Raw genomic sequence first — 12,986 nt, forward strand, 5'->3', positions numbered from 1 at the left:
GGCGTCGAGATGGTGATGCCGGGTGACAACATCAAGATGGTGGTCACCCTGATCCATCCGATCGCCATGGACGAAGGCCTGCGCTTCGCGATCCGCGAAGGTGGCCGTACCGTCGGCGCCGGCGTGGTTGCCAAGATCATCAAGTAATCGTTCGCCGGTAACGGCGCCATTACTCGAGGATAATCAAAGGGCGGGAGAGCAATCTCCCGCCCTTTGTCGTTTCGAAAGCCCCGCAGTCCATGCCAGCCTGGTGAGATCAGGGTGGTGCGTCGTCCTGCCGATGGTTTTCCGGTGGCGGCCCGTTGTGGCTCACAGGCGCTCAGTTCGCAGCTGGCATGCAGCAAGTTTCTGAATCAGCCCAAATATTTGTTCCGGGGTGCTTCCTTTTTGATTGCGGGCCGGTTACACTTGACAAGTTATCCCTGTTGCACGCTTAGAAAGGCGGGCAACCAGACAGCGAAATGAGGTGCACGGATGGCACTTCGAGTTCGCATACAAGGATGTGCGGGAATGCAAACAGCGACAGGGCGTAAGGCTCTGTTGATCTTTGCATTTGCGCAATTTATACTTTTTTGTCTGGGCAGGCCGAGTACATCGGCCTGCCCGGTCTTTTAGGGGTCAATCGGAGCGGGTGCATCCTGCAAAGTGCGACGCCTGGTAGTACCAAGTAGTTGTATTGGGTTGTGCGAGGCGGTGAGAAGCCACCTCGAATCACAAGAATCGTTCTTTAGATAACAGGACACGGTAATGGCGAACCAAAAGATTCGCATTCGGCTCAAGGCGTTCGATCATCGTCTGATCGACCGTTCGGCCAGCGAAATCGTCGAGACGGCCAAGCGCACTGGCGCTACGGTTCTCGGCCCGATTCCGCTCCCGACCAAGATCGAGCGCTACACCATTCTGGTGTCGCCGCACGTCGACAAAGATGCCCGCGACCAGTACGAAACCCGTACTCACAAGCGTGTGCTCGATATCGTTGACCCCAACGACAAGACCGTGGACGCGCTCATGAAGCTTGATCTCGCCGCTGGCGTCGATGTTCAGATCAAGCTCGGTTGAGCGATAAACAGGATACGAAGATGAGTATCGGACTGGTTGGCCGCAAATGCGGCATGAGCCGAGTCTTCACTGAAGATGGTCGTTCGATTCCGGTGACGCTGATTGAAGCGACTCCGAATCGGGTGACGCAGCTGAAGACCGAAGATAACGATGGCTACAGCGCTGTGCAGGTCGCGGCGGGCGTCAAGCGCGCCAGCCTGCTGACCCAGCCGCTGAAGGGTCATTACGCCAAGGCCAAGGTTGAGCCGGGTCGTGGTCTGTGGGAGTTCCGCGTGTCTGCCGAAGATCTCGGCAAGTACAGCGTGGGCGCCGAGATCAAGGCTGACGACGTGTTCCAGGTGGGTCAGATCGTTGACGTCGCCGGCGTGTCGAAGGGTAAGGGCTTTCAGGGCACCATCAAGCGCCACAACTTCACGATGGGTGACGCCACCCACGGTAACTCGCTGTCGCATCGCGCACCGGGTTCTATCGGTCAGCGTCAGACCCCGGGTCGTGTGTTCCCTGGCAAGAAGATGTCCGGCCACATGGGTGCGGTGAACCGCACGCAGCAGGGTCTGGAAGTGGTCAAGGTCGACGCCGAGCGTCATCTGATCGCGGTCAAGGGCGCAGTCCCCGGTGCTACCGGTGGCGACGTCGTGATCCGTCCGACCACCAAGGGTTGAGGAGAGCCGCCATGGAATTGAATGTCATTGGCGCCAAGCCGCTCAACGTGTCGGACGAAGTGTTCGGCGGTGAGTTCAAGCAGGCCCTGATCCATCAGGTGGTCGTCGCTTACCAGGCCGGCGGTCGCGCCGGTACCAAGGCGCAGTTGTCGCGCGGTGAGCTGTCGGGTACCACCAAGAAGTTTAAGAAGCAGAAGGGCGGCGGCGCCCGTCACGGCGACTACCGTGCCCCGATCTTTGTCGGCGGTGGTGTCACGTTCGCGGCGAAGCCCCGTAGTTACGAGCAGAAGGTCAACCGTAAGGCCTATCGCGTGGCACTGCGCTCCATTCTTTCGGAGCTCAATCGCCAGGGTCGCCTCAAGGTCGTCGAGAGCTTCGGCATCGACACCCCGAAGACCAAGTCGATGGTTGCCAAGCTGGCCGAACTGCAGGTTTCCGGTCGCGTGCTGCTGGTGTCGGAAGACGCCAACGAAGCCACTTTCCTGGCTGCGCGCAACATCCCGTACATCCACGTTGTGGACGTGCTGGCGCTGAACCCGGTTAGCCTGGTCGGTTCGGACCACATCGTCATGACCGTCGATGCGGTGAAGAAGATCGAGGAGTGGCTGGCATGAGCAACGAACGCATCCTGAATACGCTGCGCGCGCCGCATATCTCTGAAAAGGCAGCCCGCCTTGCAGAGGGCAACCAGTACGTTTTCGTGGTCGCCCCCGAGGCAACCAAGGCCGATGTCCGCGCTGCGGTGGAACAGATGTTCGACGTCAAAGTCGAGCAGGTGAACCTCGTCAACGCCAAGGGCAAGGTCAAGTCCTTCCGTTTCCGCGCTGGCAACCGCCAGGGCAAGCGCAAGGCCTATGTGCGCCTCGCCGATGGTCAGACCATCGATGTGGCGGCCAAGGCCTGAGCCAGGAGTTGAATTGAGATGGCACTGATCACTCACAAGCCGACCTCCGCCGGACGCCGCGATGCGGTGAGCGTGCGTACCCCGGGTCTGCACAAGGGCGCGCCGTACGCGGCGTTGACCGAGTCGCAGAACAAGACCGGTGGCCGCAACCATTTCGGCCGCATCACCACGCGTCACCGTGGCGGTGGTCACAAGCAGCAATATCGCATCATCGACTTCAAGCGCGACAAGGAAGGCATTGCCGCCAAGGTCGAGCGCATCGAATACGATCCGAACCGCACCGCGCACATCGCGCTGCTGTGCTACGCCGATGGCGAGCGCCGCTACATCATCGCCCCGAAGGGCGTGGTGGCCGGTGACCGTCTGGTGTCGGGTCACGACGCGCCGATCAAGGCCGGTAACAGCCTGCCGCTGCGCAACATCCCGGTCGGCTCGACCATTCACTGCATCGAGATGAAGCCCGGCAAGGGCGCTCAGATCGCTCGCAGCGCCGGCGCCTCCGTGCAGCTGGTTGCTCGTGAATCCGGTTACGCCACGCTGCGTCTCCGCTCCGGCGAAATGCGCCGCGTGCCGGTCGACTGCCGCGCCACCATCGGCGAAGTTGGCAACAGCGAGCACAGCCTCAAGAAGCTGGGCAAGGCTGGCGCCAAGCGTTGGCAGGGTATTCGTCCGACCGTTCGCGGTGTGGCGATGAACCCGGTCGACCATCCGCACGGCGGTGGTGAAGGCCGTACCTCCGGCGGCCGTCATCCGGTCAGCCCGTGGGGCACGCCGACCAAGGGTTACAAGACCCGTAACAACAAGCGCACGCAGCAGTTCATCGTGCGTCGTCGCAAGTAACAGGAAACCGACATGCCGCGTTCTTTGAAGAAAGGTCCGTTTGTCGACCTTCACCTCGTCAAGAAGGTGGAAGCTGCGGTTTCCACTAACAACAAGCGTCCGATCAAAACCTGGTCGCGTCGCTCGATGATCCTGCCGGAAATGGTGGGATTGACCATCGCCATCCACAACGGTCGCCAGCACGTGCCGGTGCTCGTCAACGAGAACATGGTCGGGCACAAGCTCGGCGAGTTCGCGGTGACCCGCACTTTCAAGGGCCATGGCGGCGATAAGAAGGGCAAGTGATGAGCACTGAAGCCAAAGCGATCCTGCGCAGCGCCCGCATCTCGGCGCAGAAGGCACGCCTGGTGGCTGACCTGGTCCGCGGTCTCCCCGTGGGCCGCGCCAGCGACGTGCTCCAGTTCACCAACAAGAAGGCCGCGCACATTGTTCGCAAGGTGCTGCTGTCGGCCGTCGCCAACGCCGAGAACAACCTCGGCGCTGACGTCGACGAGCTGAAGGTCGCACGCATCTTCGTTGACGAAGGTCCGGCGATGAAGCGTATGTACGCCCGCGCCAAAGGCCGCGGTTCTCGCATCCTGAAGCGCACGAGCCACATCACTGTGGTCGTTGGCAACTGACTGGGGATATAGACGATGGGTCATAAAGTTCATCCCACCGGTATCCGCCTCGGCATTGCCAAGGACTGGAACTCGAAGTGGTACGCCAATAAGGGCGAATATGCTCAGTACCTCGCTGCCGATCTCAAGGTTCGCGAAATGCTGCGCAAGAAGCTGGCCGCTGCCGGCATCTCGAAGATCCAGATCGAGCGTCCGGCCAAGACCGCACGCGTGACGATTCACACCGCCCGTCCGGGCGTTGTGATCGGCAAGAAGGGTGAGGACATCGAGAAGCTGCGTAAGGAAGTCAGCCAGCTGATGGGCGTTCCGGCGCACATCAACGTGAGCGAAGTGCGCAAGCCCGAACTCGACGCCACCCTGGTGGCCGAGTCGATCGCTCAGCAGCTCGAGCGCCGCATCATGTTCCGCCGCGCTATGAAGCGTGCGGTCGGCAATGCGATGCGTCTGGGTGCACTCGGCATCAAGATCAACGTTTCCGGTCGTTTGAACGGCGCAGAAATCGCCCGTTCCGAGTGGAGCCGCGAAGGTCGCGTGCCGCTGCACACCCTGCGTGCGGACATCGACTACGGCACGGCCGAAGCCCACACCACCTACGGTGTCATTGGCATCAAGGTGTGGATCTATAAGGGCGAAATCTTCGATCTGTCGCAGATCGGCCAGGAAGCGAAGGAAGAAGCTTCGCAGCCGCGCCGCGAAGGTGGCGAGGGTCGTCGTGAATCGCGTCGCGAGGGCGGTGAAGGCCGCCGCGAGCGGACGGCGAAGTAAGGAGAGTTGCCATGTTGCAACCCAAGCGAACCAAATTCCGTAAGCAATTCAAGGGTCGTAATGACGGCCTGGCTTTCAGCTCCAACCTCGTGAGCTTCGGTGAGTTCGGTCTCAAGGCCACCACGCATGGTGCGCTGACGGCCCGTCAGATCGAAGCAGCACGTCGTTGCATCACCCGTTTCGTGAAGCGTGGCGGCAAGCTCTGGATCCGCGTGTTCCCGGACAAGCCGATCACCAAGAAGCCGATCGAAGTCCGAATGGGTGCCGGTAAGGGCGGCGTCGAGTACTGGGTCGCTCCGATCCAGCCGGGTCGCATGCTTTATGAAATCGAAGGTGTCGACGAAGCGACGGCACGCGAGGCGTTCCGCCTGGCCGCTGCCAAGCTGTCGGTGCAGACCCAGTTCGTTTCCCGGGCGGTGATGTGATGGCCATGAAAGATCTGATCAACAAATCGGCCGACGAGCTGAAGCAGCACCTGCTGGACCTGCGCAAGGAGCAGTTCAACCTGCGCATGCAGAAGGGCACCGGCCAGCTCAACCAGCCGCACCAGCTGCGCCGCGTTCGGCGCGACATCGCCCGCACGAAGTTCGTGCTCGGCGGCAAGAAGTAAGGACGGCTGATATGAGCGACAACCAAAAGCAGACGCGCACTCTCGAAGGCCGCGTCATTAGCAACAAGATGGACAAGACGGTTACGGTCCTGATCGAGCGCCAGGTGCAGCACGGCCTGCTGGGCAAGATCATCCGCCGTTCGACCAAGCTGCACGCCCAGGACGACCTCGGTGCAAACGAGGGTGATCTGGTCCGCATCGCGGAGTGCCGTCCGCTGTCCAAGACCAAGCATCACCGCGTGGTCGAAATCGTCACGCGCGCTAACGTCTAAGGGAGGGTGCAGACATGATTCAGATGCAAAGCACGCTTTCCGCAGCGGATAACAGCGGCGCGAAGGAACTGATGTGCATCAAGGTGCTCGGCGGCTCCAAGCGTCGTTACGCCGGGATCGGTGACGTGATCAAGGTCACCGTGAAGGATGCCATCCCCCGCGGTAAGGTGAAGAAGGGTGAGGTGTACAACGCCGTGGTGGTTCGTACCGCCAAGGGTGTGCGCCGTCCCGATGGCTCGCTGATCCGTTTCGACGGTAACGCAGCGGTCCTCCTCAACAACAAGCTCGAGCCGATCGGCACCCGTATTTTCGGGCCGGTCACCCGCGAGCTGCGCAGCGAGAAGTTCATGAAGATCGTCTCGCTCGCGCCCGAAGTGCTCTGAGCGGAGACAAGACCATGAACCGTATCCGCAAGGGTGATCAGGTCATCGTGATCACCGGCAAGAACAAGGGTCAGCGCGGCGACGTGCTGCGTGTTGAGGGCGATCGCGTTTTCGTCTCCAACGTGAACCTGGTCAAGCGTCACACCAAGCCGAACCCCCAGGCCAACCAGGCTGGCGGCATCGTCGAGCGTGAAGCTTCGATCCATCTCTCCAATGTGCAGCTGTTCAACCCCGCCACGAACAAGGGTGAACGCGTTGGCACCAAGACGCTCGAAGATGGGCGCAAGGTCCGCGTGTACCGTTCTTCGGGCGAGGTCGTGGACGCGTAAGGAACACAAGTCATGACGCGCCTTGAAAAGTTTTACAAAGACGAGGTAGTGAAGAAGCTCACCGAGCGCTTCGGCTACCAGAATGTGATGCAGGTCCCCCGCATCACGAAGATCACGCTGAACATGGGCGTGGGCGAAGCTGCGGGCAACAAGAAAGTGCTCGAGAACGCCGTGGCCGACATGGCCAAGATCTCCGGTCAGAAGCCGATCCAGACCAAGGCGCGCGTTTCCGTCGCCTCGTTCAAGATCCGTGATGGCTGGCCGATCGGCTGCAAGGTCACCCTGCGCCGTGCCCAGATGTGGGAATTCCTGGATCGCCTGATCAACATCTCGCTGCCGCGTACGCGCGACTTCCGTGGTGTTTCGGGTCGTGCTTTCGATGGCCGTGGTAACTACAACTTCGGCATCAAGGAACAGATCATTTTCCCGGAAATCGACTTCGACGCAGTCGACGCCATGCGCGGTATGGATATCTCCATCACCACGACGGCCAAGACCGACGATGAAGCCAAGGCACTGCTGGAAGCATTCAGCTTCCCGTTCCGTAACTGAGAGTCGCGAGAGAAATCATGGCAAAGACCTCGATGATCAACCGCGATCTCAAGCGGACCAAGCTCGCCAAGAAGTACGCCGCCAAGCGCGCCGAACTGAAGGCGATTGTGCTGAGCGCCACCGCCTCGTATGACGAGAAGATGGAAGCCCAGACCAAGCTGCAGAAGCTCCCGCGCGATGCGAGCCCGACCCGTCAGCGCACCCGTTGCGTCCTGACCGGCCGTCCGCGCGCCGTGTACAGCAAGTTCGGCCTCGGCCGCAACAAGCTGCGCGAAGCCACCATGCGTGGTGACGTGCCGGGTCTGCGCAAGGCCAGCTGGTAAGAAACAGACGACCCCGGCCTGGCCGGGGTTTGTCCTGCGGGGAAGGGCGATCCGCCCCCGTTTGACGCGACCAACGCGTCGGTATTCGCTTAGCCGGAAGAAACCTGCTATAGTCGATGGTCTGCGTACTGCAGACTGGTCGATTCGGCCGGTTCACAACTCAAAAGATTTCCGGTTTTATCGGATATCGGTGCACTCTGAAGGATGTTTTCATGAGCATGACTGATCCCATCGCCGATCTGTTTACGCGCATCCGCAACGCCCAGCTCACGGGCAAGCAGGCCGTAAGCATGCCGTCGTCGAAGCTGAAGGTGGCCATCGCCAACCTTCTCAAGAACGAGGGCTATATCCTCGACGCCAAGACTTCCTCCCAGGAAGGCAAGCCGGTGCTCGAGATCAAGCTCAAGTATTTCGAAGGCCGTCCGGCTATCGAAAGCATTGCCCGTGTCAGCCGTTCCGGCCTCCGCGTCTACCGCGGCAAGGACGAGCTGCCGAAGGTCCTGGGTGGCCTGGGTATCTCGATCATCTCGACTTCCGCCGGTCTGCTGACCGACGCGCAGGCCCGTTCCAAGGGTCTGGGCGGCGAAGTCATCGGCCAAGTGGCATAAGGAGCCGACGATGTCCCGCGTTGCCAAGAAAGATATTTCCCTGCCGAAGGGCGTCGAGCTGAAGACCGAAGGCCAGACCATCACGGTCAAGGGCCCGAAGGGTTCGCTGTCGACCCACGTCCTCCCGGGCGTTGCGGTCTCGGTCGACAACGGTATCGCCTCGATCCAGCTGGCCGAAGGCGCCGATCACAAGTTTGGTGGCACCGCTCGCGCGCTGCTGGCCAACATGGTCAAGGGCGTTTCCGACGGTTATGAGCGCAAGCTTGAGCTCGTCGGCGTGGGTTACCGCGCTTCGATGGCCGGCAAGTCGCTGAACCTCAGCCTGGGCTTCTCCCATCCGGTCGTGTTCGACGCCCCGGAAGGCATCACCCTCGAAACCCCGACCCAGACCGAAATCCTCATCAAGGGTTCGGACAAGCAGGTTGTGGGCCAGGTTGCCGCCAAGATCCGTGGCTACCGTCCGCCGGAACCCTACAAGGGCAAGGGCGTGCGCTACTCCGGCGAGAAGATCACCCTGAAGGAAGCCAAGAAGGCCTAATGCGCTGAAAAGCGCGTGCCTATCCGCTTCCTGGAGAGAACACGATGAACAAGAACGAATCCCGCCTGCGTCGCGCCAAGTCGACCCGCGCCCACATCCGCAAGCTGGCTGTGGCCCGCCTGTCGGTGCATCGCACCGGTCAGCACCTCTACGCTCAGGTTTTCGACGCTTCGGGCAAGAACGTTGTGGCAGCTGCCTCGACCGTCCAGAAGTCGATTGCCGAAGGCCTCAAGGGCACCAAGAACCTCGAAGCTGCCGCTGCTGTCGGCAAGGCTGTTGCCGAGCGCGCCAAGGCCGCTGGCGTCGAGGTTGTCGCTTTCGATCGTTCGGGTTTCCGCTATCACGGTCGCATCAAGGCTCTCGCCGATGCCGCCCGCGAAGCTGGCCTGAAGTTCTAATTGCAGTACGTAAGAGGGGTGGGGCGGCGAATTTGCTTTCTGGCTTCTTCACCCTCTCTTAAAAACAACTCCAAGCGGCAACGCCGCAAGTAAAAGTCCCGGATGGTTCGGGCATACGGAAAAGAACATGTCTTCTACCGATCGCGAAAATTCAGACGGCCTGCTCGAAAAGCTGATCGCCGTCAACCGCGTGGCCAAGACCGTCAAGGGTGGCCGCCAGATGAGCTTCACCGCACTGACCGTCGTCGGTGACGGCGAAGGCCGCGTTGGCTTTGGTTACGGCAAGGCGCGTGAAGTGCCGGTTGCCATCTCCAAGGCCATGGAGCGCGCCCGCCGCAACATGGTGAGCATCGACCTTAACAATGGCACCCTGTGGTACGCCATCAAGGCCAATCACGGCGCCGCCCGCGTGTTCATGCAGCCCGCTTCCGAAGGTACCGGCGTGATCGCTGGTGGTGCCATGCGCGCCGTCCTCGAGGTGGTCGGCGTGAAGAACGTGCTGGCCAAGGCCGTCGGTTCGCGCAACCCGATCAACCTGGTTCGCGCCACCATCAAGGGCCTGCAGGCTGTCGCTTCGCCGAAGCAGATCGCTGCCAAGCGCGGCAAGACCATTGAAGAGGTGCTGGGCAATGGCTAATAACGAAAAGACCGTCCGCGTCCGCCTGGTCAAGGGCCTGCGCGGTGTGCAGAGCCGTCATCGCCTGAGCGTCAAGGCGCTCGGCCTGAGCAAGCTCAATGATGTCCGTGAACTGAAGGACAGCCCGCAGGTGCGTGGCCTGATCAACACGGTCTATTACCTGGTCCGGGTCGAGGAGTAAGCAACATGCGTCTTAATGACATCAAGCCGGCCGCCGGTGCCCGCAAGACCCGCCTTCGCGTCGGTCGCGGTATTGGTTCGGGCCTCGGCAAGACCGCCGGTCGCGGTCACAAGGGTCAGCACGCTCGCGCGGGCGGTACCCACAAGTTTGGTTTCGAAGGCGGTCAGATGCCGCTGCAGCGTCGCCTCCCCAAGGTGGGCTTCCGCTCGCTGAAGAAGGCTGAGAGCCAGGAAGTGTTCCTGTATCAGCTGGCCTCGCTGAAGGCTGACGTGATCGACCCGATCGTCCTGCATCAGGCAGGCCTGATCGACAGCCGCGCCAAGAAGGTGAAGGTTGTCGCCAAGGGTGAAATCGGCCGCGCCGTGAAGCTGTCGGGCGTGCTGGCTACGGCCGGCGCCAAGGCAGCGATCGAAGCTGCCGGCGGCAGCGTGGAGTAATCACGTGGCGGCAGCCCAGGGCCCATCGCTCGGATCGCTCGGCAAGCTGACGGAACTGCGTCAGCGCATCTTCTTCGTGATTGGTGCGTTGATCGTCTTCCGTCTCGGTTCCTTCATCCCAGTGCCGGGTGTGAACCCGGAGGCGATGACCAGCCTGATCGAACAGGGTGGCGGTCTGATGAACATGTTCAACATGTTCTCGGGCGGCTCCCTGGCTCGCTTCTCGGTGTTCGCCCTGGGTGTGGTGCCCTATATCTCTGCATCCATCGTGGTGCAGATGATGGGCGCCGTCATTCCCAGCCTGCAGCAGCTGCGTAAGGAAGGTGAGGCGGGTCGTCGCAAGATGACCACTTACACCCGATTTGGCACGGTCGGTCTGGCTGCTTTCCAGGCCTTCGGCATCGCCGTTGCGCTGCAGAAGCAGGTCGCCGCGGGTGGTGCTCCGGTGGTTTATACCCCGGGCATGGGCTTCATCATGGCGTCGATCGTCGGCCTGACGGCTGGCACGATGTTCCTGATGTGGCTGGGTGAGCAGATCACCGAGCGCGGTATCGGTAACGGTATCTCGCTGTTGATCTTCGCCGGCATCGTGGCGGGTCTGCCTGGCGCGGTGGCGCACACGCTGACCATGGCCAGCAACGGCGAACTCAGCGTGATCAAGATGATCATGGTGGTGGTGCTGATCCTGCTGGTAACTGCGTTTGTGGTGTTCATGGAGCGTGCGCAGCGTCGCATCACCGTGAATTACGCTCGCCGCTCGGGCGGCCAGCGGGCTTACATGAACCAGACCTCGCATCTTCCGTTGAAGATCAACATGGCCGGCGTGATCCCCCCGATCTTTGCCTCGAGCCTGCTGATGTTCCCGGCGACGGCGGCGACTTGGTTCAGTGCTGGCCACCAGTCCCGTTGGTTGCAGGAGCTGACTCAGGCACTGACGCCGGGCGAGCCCCTGTATGACATCGTTTTTGCAGTCCTGGTGATCACTTTCGCCTTCTTCTATACGGCGATCGTGTTCAACTCCCAGGAAACGGCCGATAACCTGAAGCGTTCGGGCGCCCTGATTCCGGGTATCCGTCCAGGTCGGTCCACGGCTGACTACATCGACAGCGTCATGACCCGTCTTACCGGTGTCGGCGCGCTGTACCTGGTGCTGGTCTGCCTGGTTCCGTCCTTTATGCAGAAGGCTTGGCATGTACCGTTCTACTTCGGCGGCACCTCTCTGCTGATCGTGGTGGTCGTGGTGATGGACTTTACGGCTCAGGTGCAAGCACACCTGGTCAGTCACCAATATGAAAGTCTGCTCAAGAAGGCCAATCTCCGCCGCAACTGAGGCTGCTGGGGCGTCGGAGAGGGGTCAAAATCGGAGAGTGGCGGCACGAGGTGCCGCAGGGCTTTCCTGTTCGGTTAATTAAGGTTAGAATTGCGCGTTTACCGCGCACGAAACGCATCGGAGAAAGTACATCATGGCGCGCATCGCGGGTGTCAATTTGCCGGTCCACAAGCATGTGTGGGTTGGCCTGCAGAGCATTTATGGTATCGGCCGCAGCCGGGCCAAGAAGGTCTGCGCGGACGCTGGCGTGGTTTCGACCACGCAAATCAAGTCCCTCAGTGAGGGTGAGGTGGAGAAACTCCGCCACGAGATCGGCAAGTACGTCGTCGAAGGCGACCTGCGCCGTGAAGTCGGTATGGCCATCAAGCGTCTGATGGATCTGGGTTGCTACCGCGGTCTCCGTCACCGCCGTGGTTTGCCGGTGCGCGGCCAGCGCACGCGTACCAACGCACGCACCCGTAAGGGTCCGCGTCGCGCGATCAAGAAGTAACGGATATCAAACATGGCTAAGCCTGTTAAGACCAAGAAGAAGATCAAGCGCGTTGTCACGGATGCCGTGGCTCATGTGCAGGCCTCCTTCAACAACACCATCGTCACGATCACCGATCGCCAGGGCAACGCTCTGTCGTGGGCTACTGCCGGCGGCGCGGGTTTCCGCGGTTCGCGCAAGTCCACCCCGTTCGCCGCCCAGGTTGCCGCTGAGAAGGCCGGCCGCGCTGCAGGTGACTACGGCGTGAAGACCGTTGAAGTGCGCATCAAGGGCCCCGGCCCGGGCCGCGAGTCGGCCGTGCGTTCGCTGAACGCTCTCGGTTACAAGGTCCTGAACATCATTGACGTCACGCCGATTCCGCATAACGGCTGCCGTCCCCCCAAGAAGCGTCGAGTGTAAGGAGCACAGACCATGGCACGTTATCGTGGAGCTACCTGCAAACTCGCGCGTCGTGAGGGTTCGGACCTCAGTCTGAAGAGCCCGGCTCGCGCTATCGATTCGAAGTGCAAGCTGGAAAACAAGCCCGGCCAGCACGGCGCCAACAAGCGCGCCCGCATGTCGGACTACGCCCTTCAGCTGCGCGAAAAGCAGAAGGTCAAGCGCATCTATGGTGTGCTTGAGCGTCAGTTCAGCAACTACTATTCCAAGGCTTCGACCCTGAAGGGCAACACGGGTGAAAACCTGCTGCGCCTGCTGGAAAGCCGCCTGGACAACGTCGTTTATCGCATGGGTTTTGCGGTCACCCGCGCCCAGGCTCGCCAGCTCGTCAGCCACAAGGCTGTGCTGGTCAACGGCAAGAAGGTGAATATCCCTTCGTACCAGGTTCGCACCGGTGACGTGATCGCTCTGACCGAGCGCGCTCGTACCCAGCTGCGCGTCCAGGAAGCCGCGACCGTGTTCGACACCATGGACCTCCGTCCGCAGTGGGTGGAAGTCGACTCCAAGAAGTTCGAAGGCACGTTCAAGCAGGTGCCGGATCGCGGCGATCTGCCGTCCGACATCAACGAAAGCCTGATCGTCGAGCTTTATTCGAAGTAATCAACTGGAG

The 12,986-nt window shown here is 61.1% G+C and carries 26 protein-coding genes; all 26 read left to right on the forward strand.

From position 1 onward, the window contains the following. Positions 1 to 147, forward strand: a 147-nt coding sequence (locus tag EYV96_RS00005; protein ID WP_484488892.1) for an EF-Tu C-terminal domain-related protein, incomplete at its 5' end; no start/stop codon positions are given. Positions 148 to 747: 600 nt separating this feature from the next. Further along, the gene (gene rpsJ, locus EYV96_RS00010) at positions 748 to 1,059 is read left to right on the forward strand and encodes a 30S ribosomal protein S10 (protein WP_014402136.1); all 312 of its coding nucleotides are present in this window, start codon (positions 748 to 750) and stop codon (positions 1,057 to 1,059) included. Between the two features lie 20 nt (positions 1,060 to 1,079). After that, positions 1,080 to 1,721, forward strand: a complete 642-nt coding sequence (gene rplC, locus EYV96_RS00015; RefSeq protein WP_131149491.1) for a 50S ribosomal protein L3 — start codon at positions 1,080 to 1,082, stop codon at positions 1,719 to 1,721. Between the two features lie 11 nt (positions 1,722 to 1,732). Next, entirely contained in the window at positions 1,733 to 2,335 is a 603-nt protein-coding gene (gene rplD, locus EYV96_RS00020) for a 50S ribosomal protein L4 (RefSeq protein ID WP_131149492.1), read from the forward strand. Beyond that, positions 2,332 to 2,625 carry a 50S ribosomal protein L23 gene (gene rplW / locus EYV96_RS00025; RefSeq protein ID WP_131149493.1) on the forward strand — a complete coding sequence of 98 codons (294 nt, stop codon included), beginning with the start codon at positions 2,332 to 2,334 and terminating at the stop codon, positions 2,623 to 2,625. Before rplD ends, rplW begins: the two co-directional genes overlap by 4 nt. Before the next feature lie 18 nt (positions 2,626 to 2,643). Beyond that, on the forward strand, positions 2,644 to 3,465 hold the full coding sequence (gene rplB, locus EYV96_RS00030; RefSeq protein ID WP_131149494.1) for a 50S ribosomal protein L2: 822 nt from the start codon (positions 2,644 to 2,646) through the stop codon (positions 3,463 to 3,465). 12 nt (positions 3,466 to 3,477) lie between these two features. Next, positions 3,478 to 3,750 (forward strand): 30S ribosomal protein S19, encoded by a 273-nt coding sequence (gene rpsS, locus EYV96_RS00035; RefSeq protein ID WP_026635835.1) that lies wholly within the window; start codon positions 3,478 to 3,480, stop codon positions 3,748 to 3,750. After that, the gene (gene rplV / locus EYV96_RS00040; RefSeq protein WP_131149495.1) at positions 3,750 to 4,085 is read left to right on the forward strand and encodes a 50S ribosomal protein L22; all 336 of its coding nucleotides are present in this window, start codon (positions 3,750 to 3,752) and stop codon (positions 4,083 to 4,085) included. Before rpsS ends, rplV begins: the two co-directional genes overlap by 1 nt. Before the next feature lie 15 nt (positions 4,086 to 4,100). After that, a complete protein-coding gene (rpsC, locus tag EYV96_RS00045) occupies positions 4,101 to 4,850 on the forward strand; it encodes a 30S ribosomal protein S3 (protein ID WP_131149496.1) in 750 nt (249 codons plus the stop codon). Between the two features lie 11 nt (positions 4,851 to 4,861). Then, positions 4,862 to 5,275, forward strand: a complete 414-nt coding sequence (gene rplP, locus EYV96_RS00050; RefSeq protein ID WP_131149497.1) for a 50S ribosomal protein L16 — start codon at positions 4,862 to 4,864, stop codon at positions 5,273 to 5,275. Continuing rightward, positions 5,275 to 5,460, forward strand: coding sequence for a 50S ribosomal protein L29 (gene rpmC, locus EYV96_RS00055; RefSeq protein ID WP_131149498.1), 186 nt, complete (start codon positions 5,275 to 5,277; stop codon positions 5,458 to 5,460). Before rplP ends, rpmC begins: the two co-directional genes overlap by 1 nt. A gap of 11 nt (positions 5,461 to 5,471) precedes the next feature. Continuing rightward, positions 5,472 to 5,732, forward strand: coding sequence for a 30S ribosomal protein S17 (gene rpsQ / locus EYV96_RS00060; protein WP_131149499.1), 261 nt, complete (start codon positions 5,472 to 5,474; stop codon positions 5,730 to 5,732). A 14-nt stretch (positions 5,733 to 5,746) separates the two neighbouring features. After that, the gene (rplN, locus tag EYV96_RS00065; RefSeq protein WP_114845475.1) at positions 5,747 to 6,115 is read left to right on the forward strand and encodes a 50S ribosomal protein L14; all 369 of its coding nucleotides are present in this window, start codon (positions 5,747 to 5,749) and stop codon (positions 6,113 to 6,115) included. Positions 6,116 to 6,129: 14 nt separating this feature from the next. Beyond that, the gene (gene rplX, locus EYV96_RS00070; RefSeq protein WP_131149500.1) at positions 6,130 to 6,444 is read left to right on the forward strand and encodes a 50S ribosomal protein L24; all 315 of its coding nucleotides are present in this window, start codon (positions 6,130 to 6,132) and stop codon (positions 6,442 to 6,444) included. Between the two features lie 12 nt (positions 6,445 to 6,456). Beyond that, positions 6,457 to 6,996, forward strand: a complete 540-nt coding sequence (rplE, locus tag EYV96_RS00075) for a 50S ribosomal protein L5 (protein ID WP_131149501.1) — start codon at positions 6,457 to 6,459, stop codon at positions 6,994 to 6,996. A 17-nt stretch (positions 6,997 to 7,013) separates the two neighbouring features. Beyond that, positions 7,014 to 7,319: a 30S ribosomal protein S14 gene (gene rpsN / locus EYV96_RS00080; RefSeq protein WP_131149502.1), complete on the forward strand. Its 306-nt coding sequence runs from the start codon at positions 7,014 to 7,016 to the stop codon at positions 7,317 to 7,319. A 212-nt stretch (positions 7,320 to 7,531) separates the two neighbouring features. After that, a complete protein-coding gene (rpsH, locus tag EYV96_RS00085; protein WP_131149503.1) occupies positions 7,532 to 7,927 on the forward strand; it encodes a 30S ribosomal protein S8 in 396 nt (131 codons plus the stop codon). 10 nt (positions 7,928 to 7,937) lie between these two features. Beyond that, positions 7,938 to 8,465: a 50S ribosomal protein L6 gene (gene rplF, locus EYV96_RS00090; protein ID WP_131149504.1), complete on the forward strand. Its 528-nt coding sequence runs from the start codon at positions 7,938 to 7,940 to the stop codon at positions 8,463 to 8,465. Between the two features lie 44 nt (positions 8,466 to 8,509). Further along, positions 8,510 to 8,863: a 50S ribosomal protein L18 gene (rplR, locus tag EYV96_RS00095; protein ID WP_131149505.1), complete on the forward strand. Its 354-nt coding sequence runs from the start codon at positions 8,510 to 8,512 to the stop codon at positions 8,861 to 8,863. Positions 8,864 to 8,990: 127 nt separating this feature from the next. After that, positions 8,991 to 9,500, forward strand: coding sequence for a 30S ribosomal protein S5 (gene rpsE, locus EYV96_RS00100; RefSeq protein WP_131149506.1), 510 nt, complete (start codon positions 8,991 to 8,993; stop codon positions 9,498 to 9,500). Beyond that, the gene (gene rpmD, locus EYV96_RS00105; RefSeq protein ID WP_090454260.1) at positions 9,493 to 9,681 is read left to right on the forward strand and encodes a 50S ribosomal protein L30; all 189 of its coding nucleotides are present in this window, start codon (positions 9,493 to 9,495) and stop codon (positions 9,679 to 9,681) included. Before rpsE ends, rpmD begins: the two co-directional genes overlap by 8 nt. A 5-nt stretch (positions 9,682 to 9,686) precedes the next feature. Beyond that, positions 9,687 to 10,118 (forward strand): 50S ribosomal protein L15, encoded by a 432-nt coding sequence (rplO, locus tag EYV96_RS00110; RefSeq protein WP_131149507.1) that lies wholly within the window; start codon positions 9,687 to 9,689, stop codon positions 10,116 to 10,118. 4 nt (positions 10,119 to 10,122) lie between these two features. After that, positions 10,123 to 11,448, forward strand: a complete 1,326-nt coding sequence (secY, locus tag EYV96_RS00115) for a preprotein translocase subunit SecY (RefSeq protein WP_131149508.1) — start codon at positions 10,123 to 10,125, stop codon at positions 11,446 to 11,448. 133 nt (positions 11,449 to 11,581) lie between these two features. Continuing rightward, positions 11,582 to 11,938 (forward strand): 30S ribosomal protein S13, encoded by a 357-nt coding sequence (gene rpsM / locus EYV96_RS00120; RefSeq protein ID WP_131149509.1) that lies wholly within the window; start codon positions 11,582 to 11,584, stop codon positions 11,936 to 11,938. 12 nt (positions 11,939 to 11,950) lie between these two features. Beyond that, positions 11,951 to 12,337, forward strand: a complete 387-nt coding sequence (rpsK, locus tag EYV96_RS00125) for a 30S ribosomal protein S11 (protein ID WP_007513384.1) — start codon at positions 11,951 to 11,953, stop codon at positions 12,335 to 12,337. A gap of 12 nt (positions 12,338 to 12,349) precedes the next feature. Further along, positions 12,350 to 12,976, forward strand: coding sequence for a 30S ribosomal protein S4 (rpsD, locus tag EYV96_RS00130; protein ID WP_131149510.1), 627 nt, complete (start codon positions 12,350 to 12,352; stop codon positions 12,974 to 12,976). Positions 12,977 to 12,986 lie beyond the last annotated feature (10 nt).

This window comes from Dyella terrae (genome assembly GCF_004322705.1).
In the GTDB taxonomy this organism is placed as follows: domain Bacteria; phylum Pseudomonadota; class Gammaproteobacteria; order Xanthomonadales; family Rhodanobacteraceae; genus Dyella_D; species Dyella_D terrae.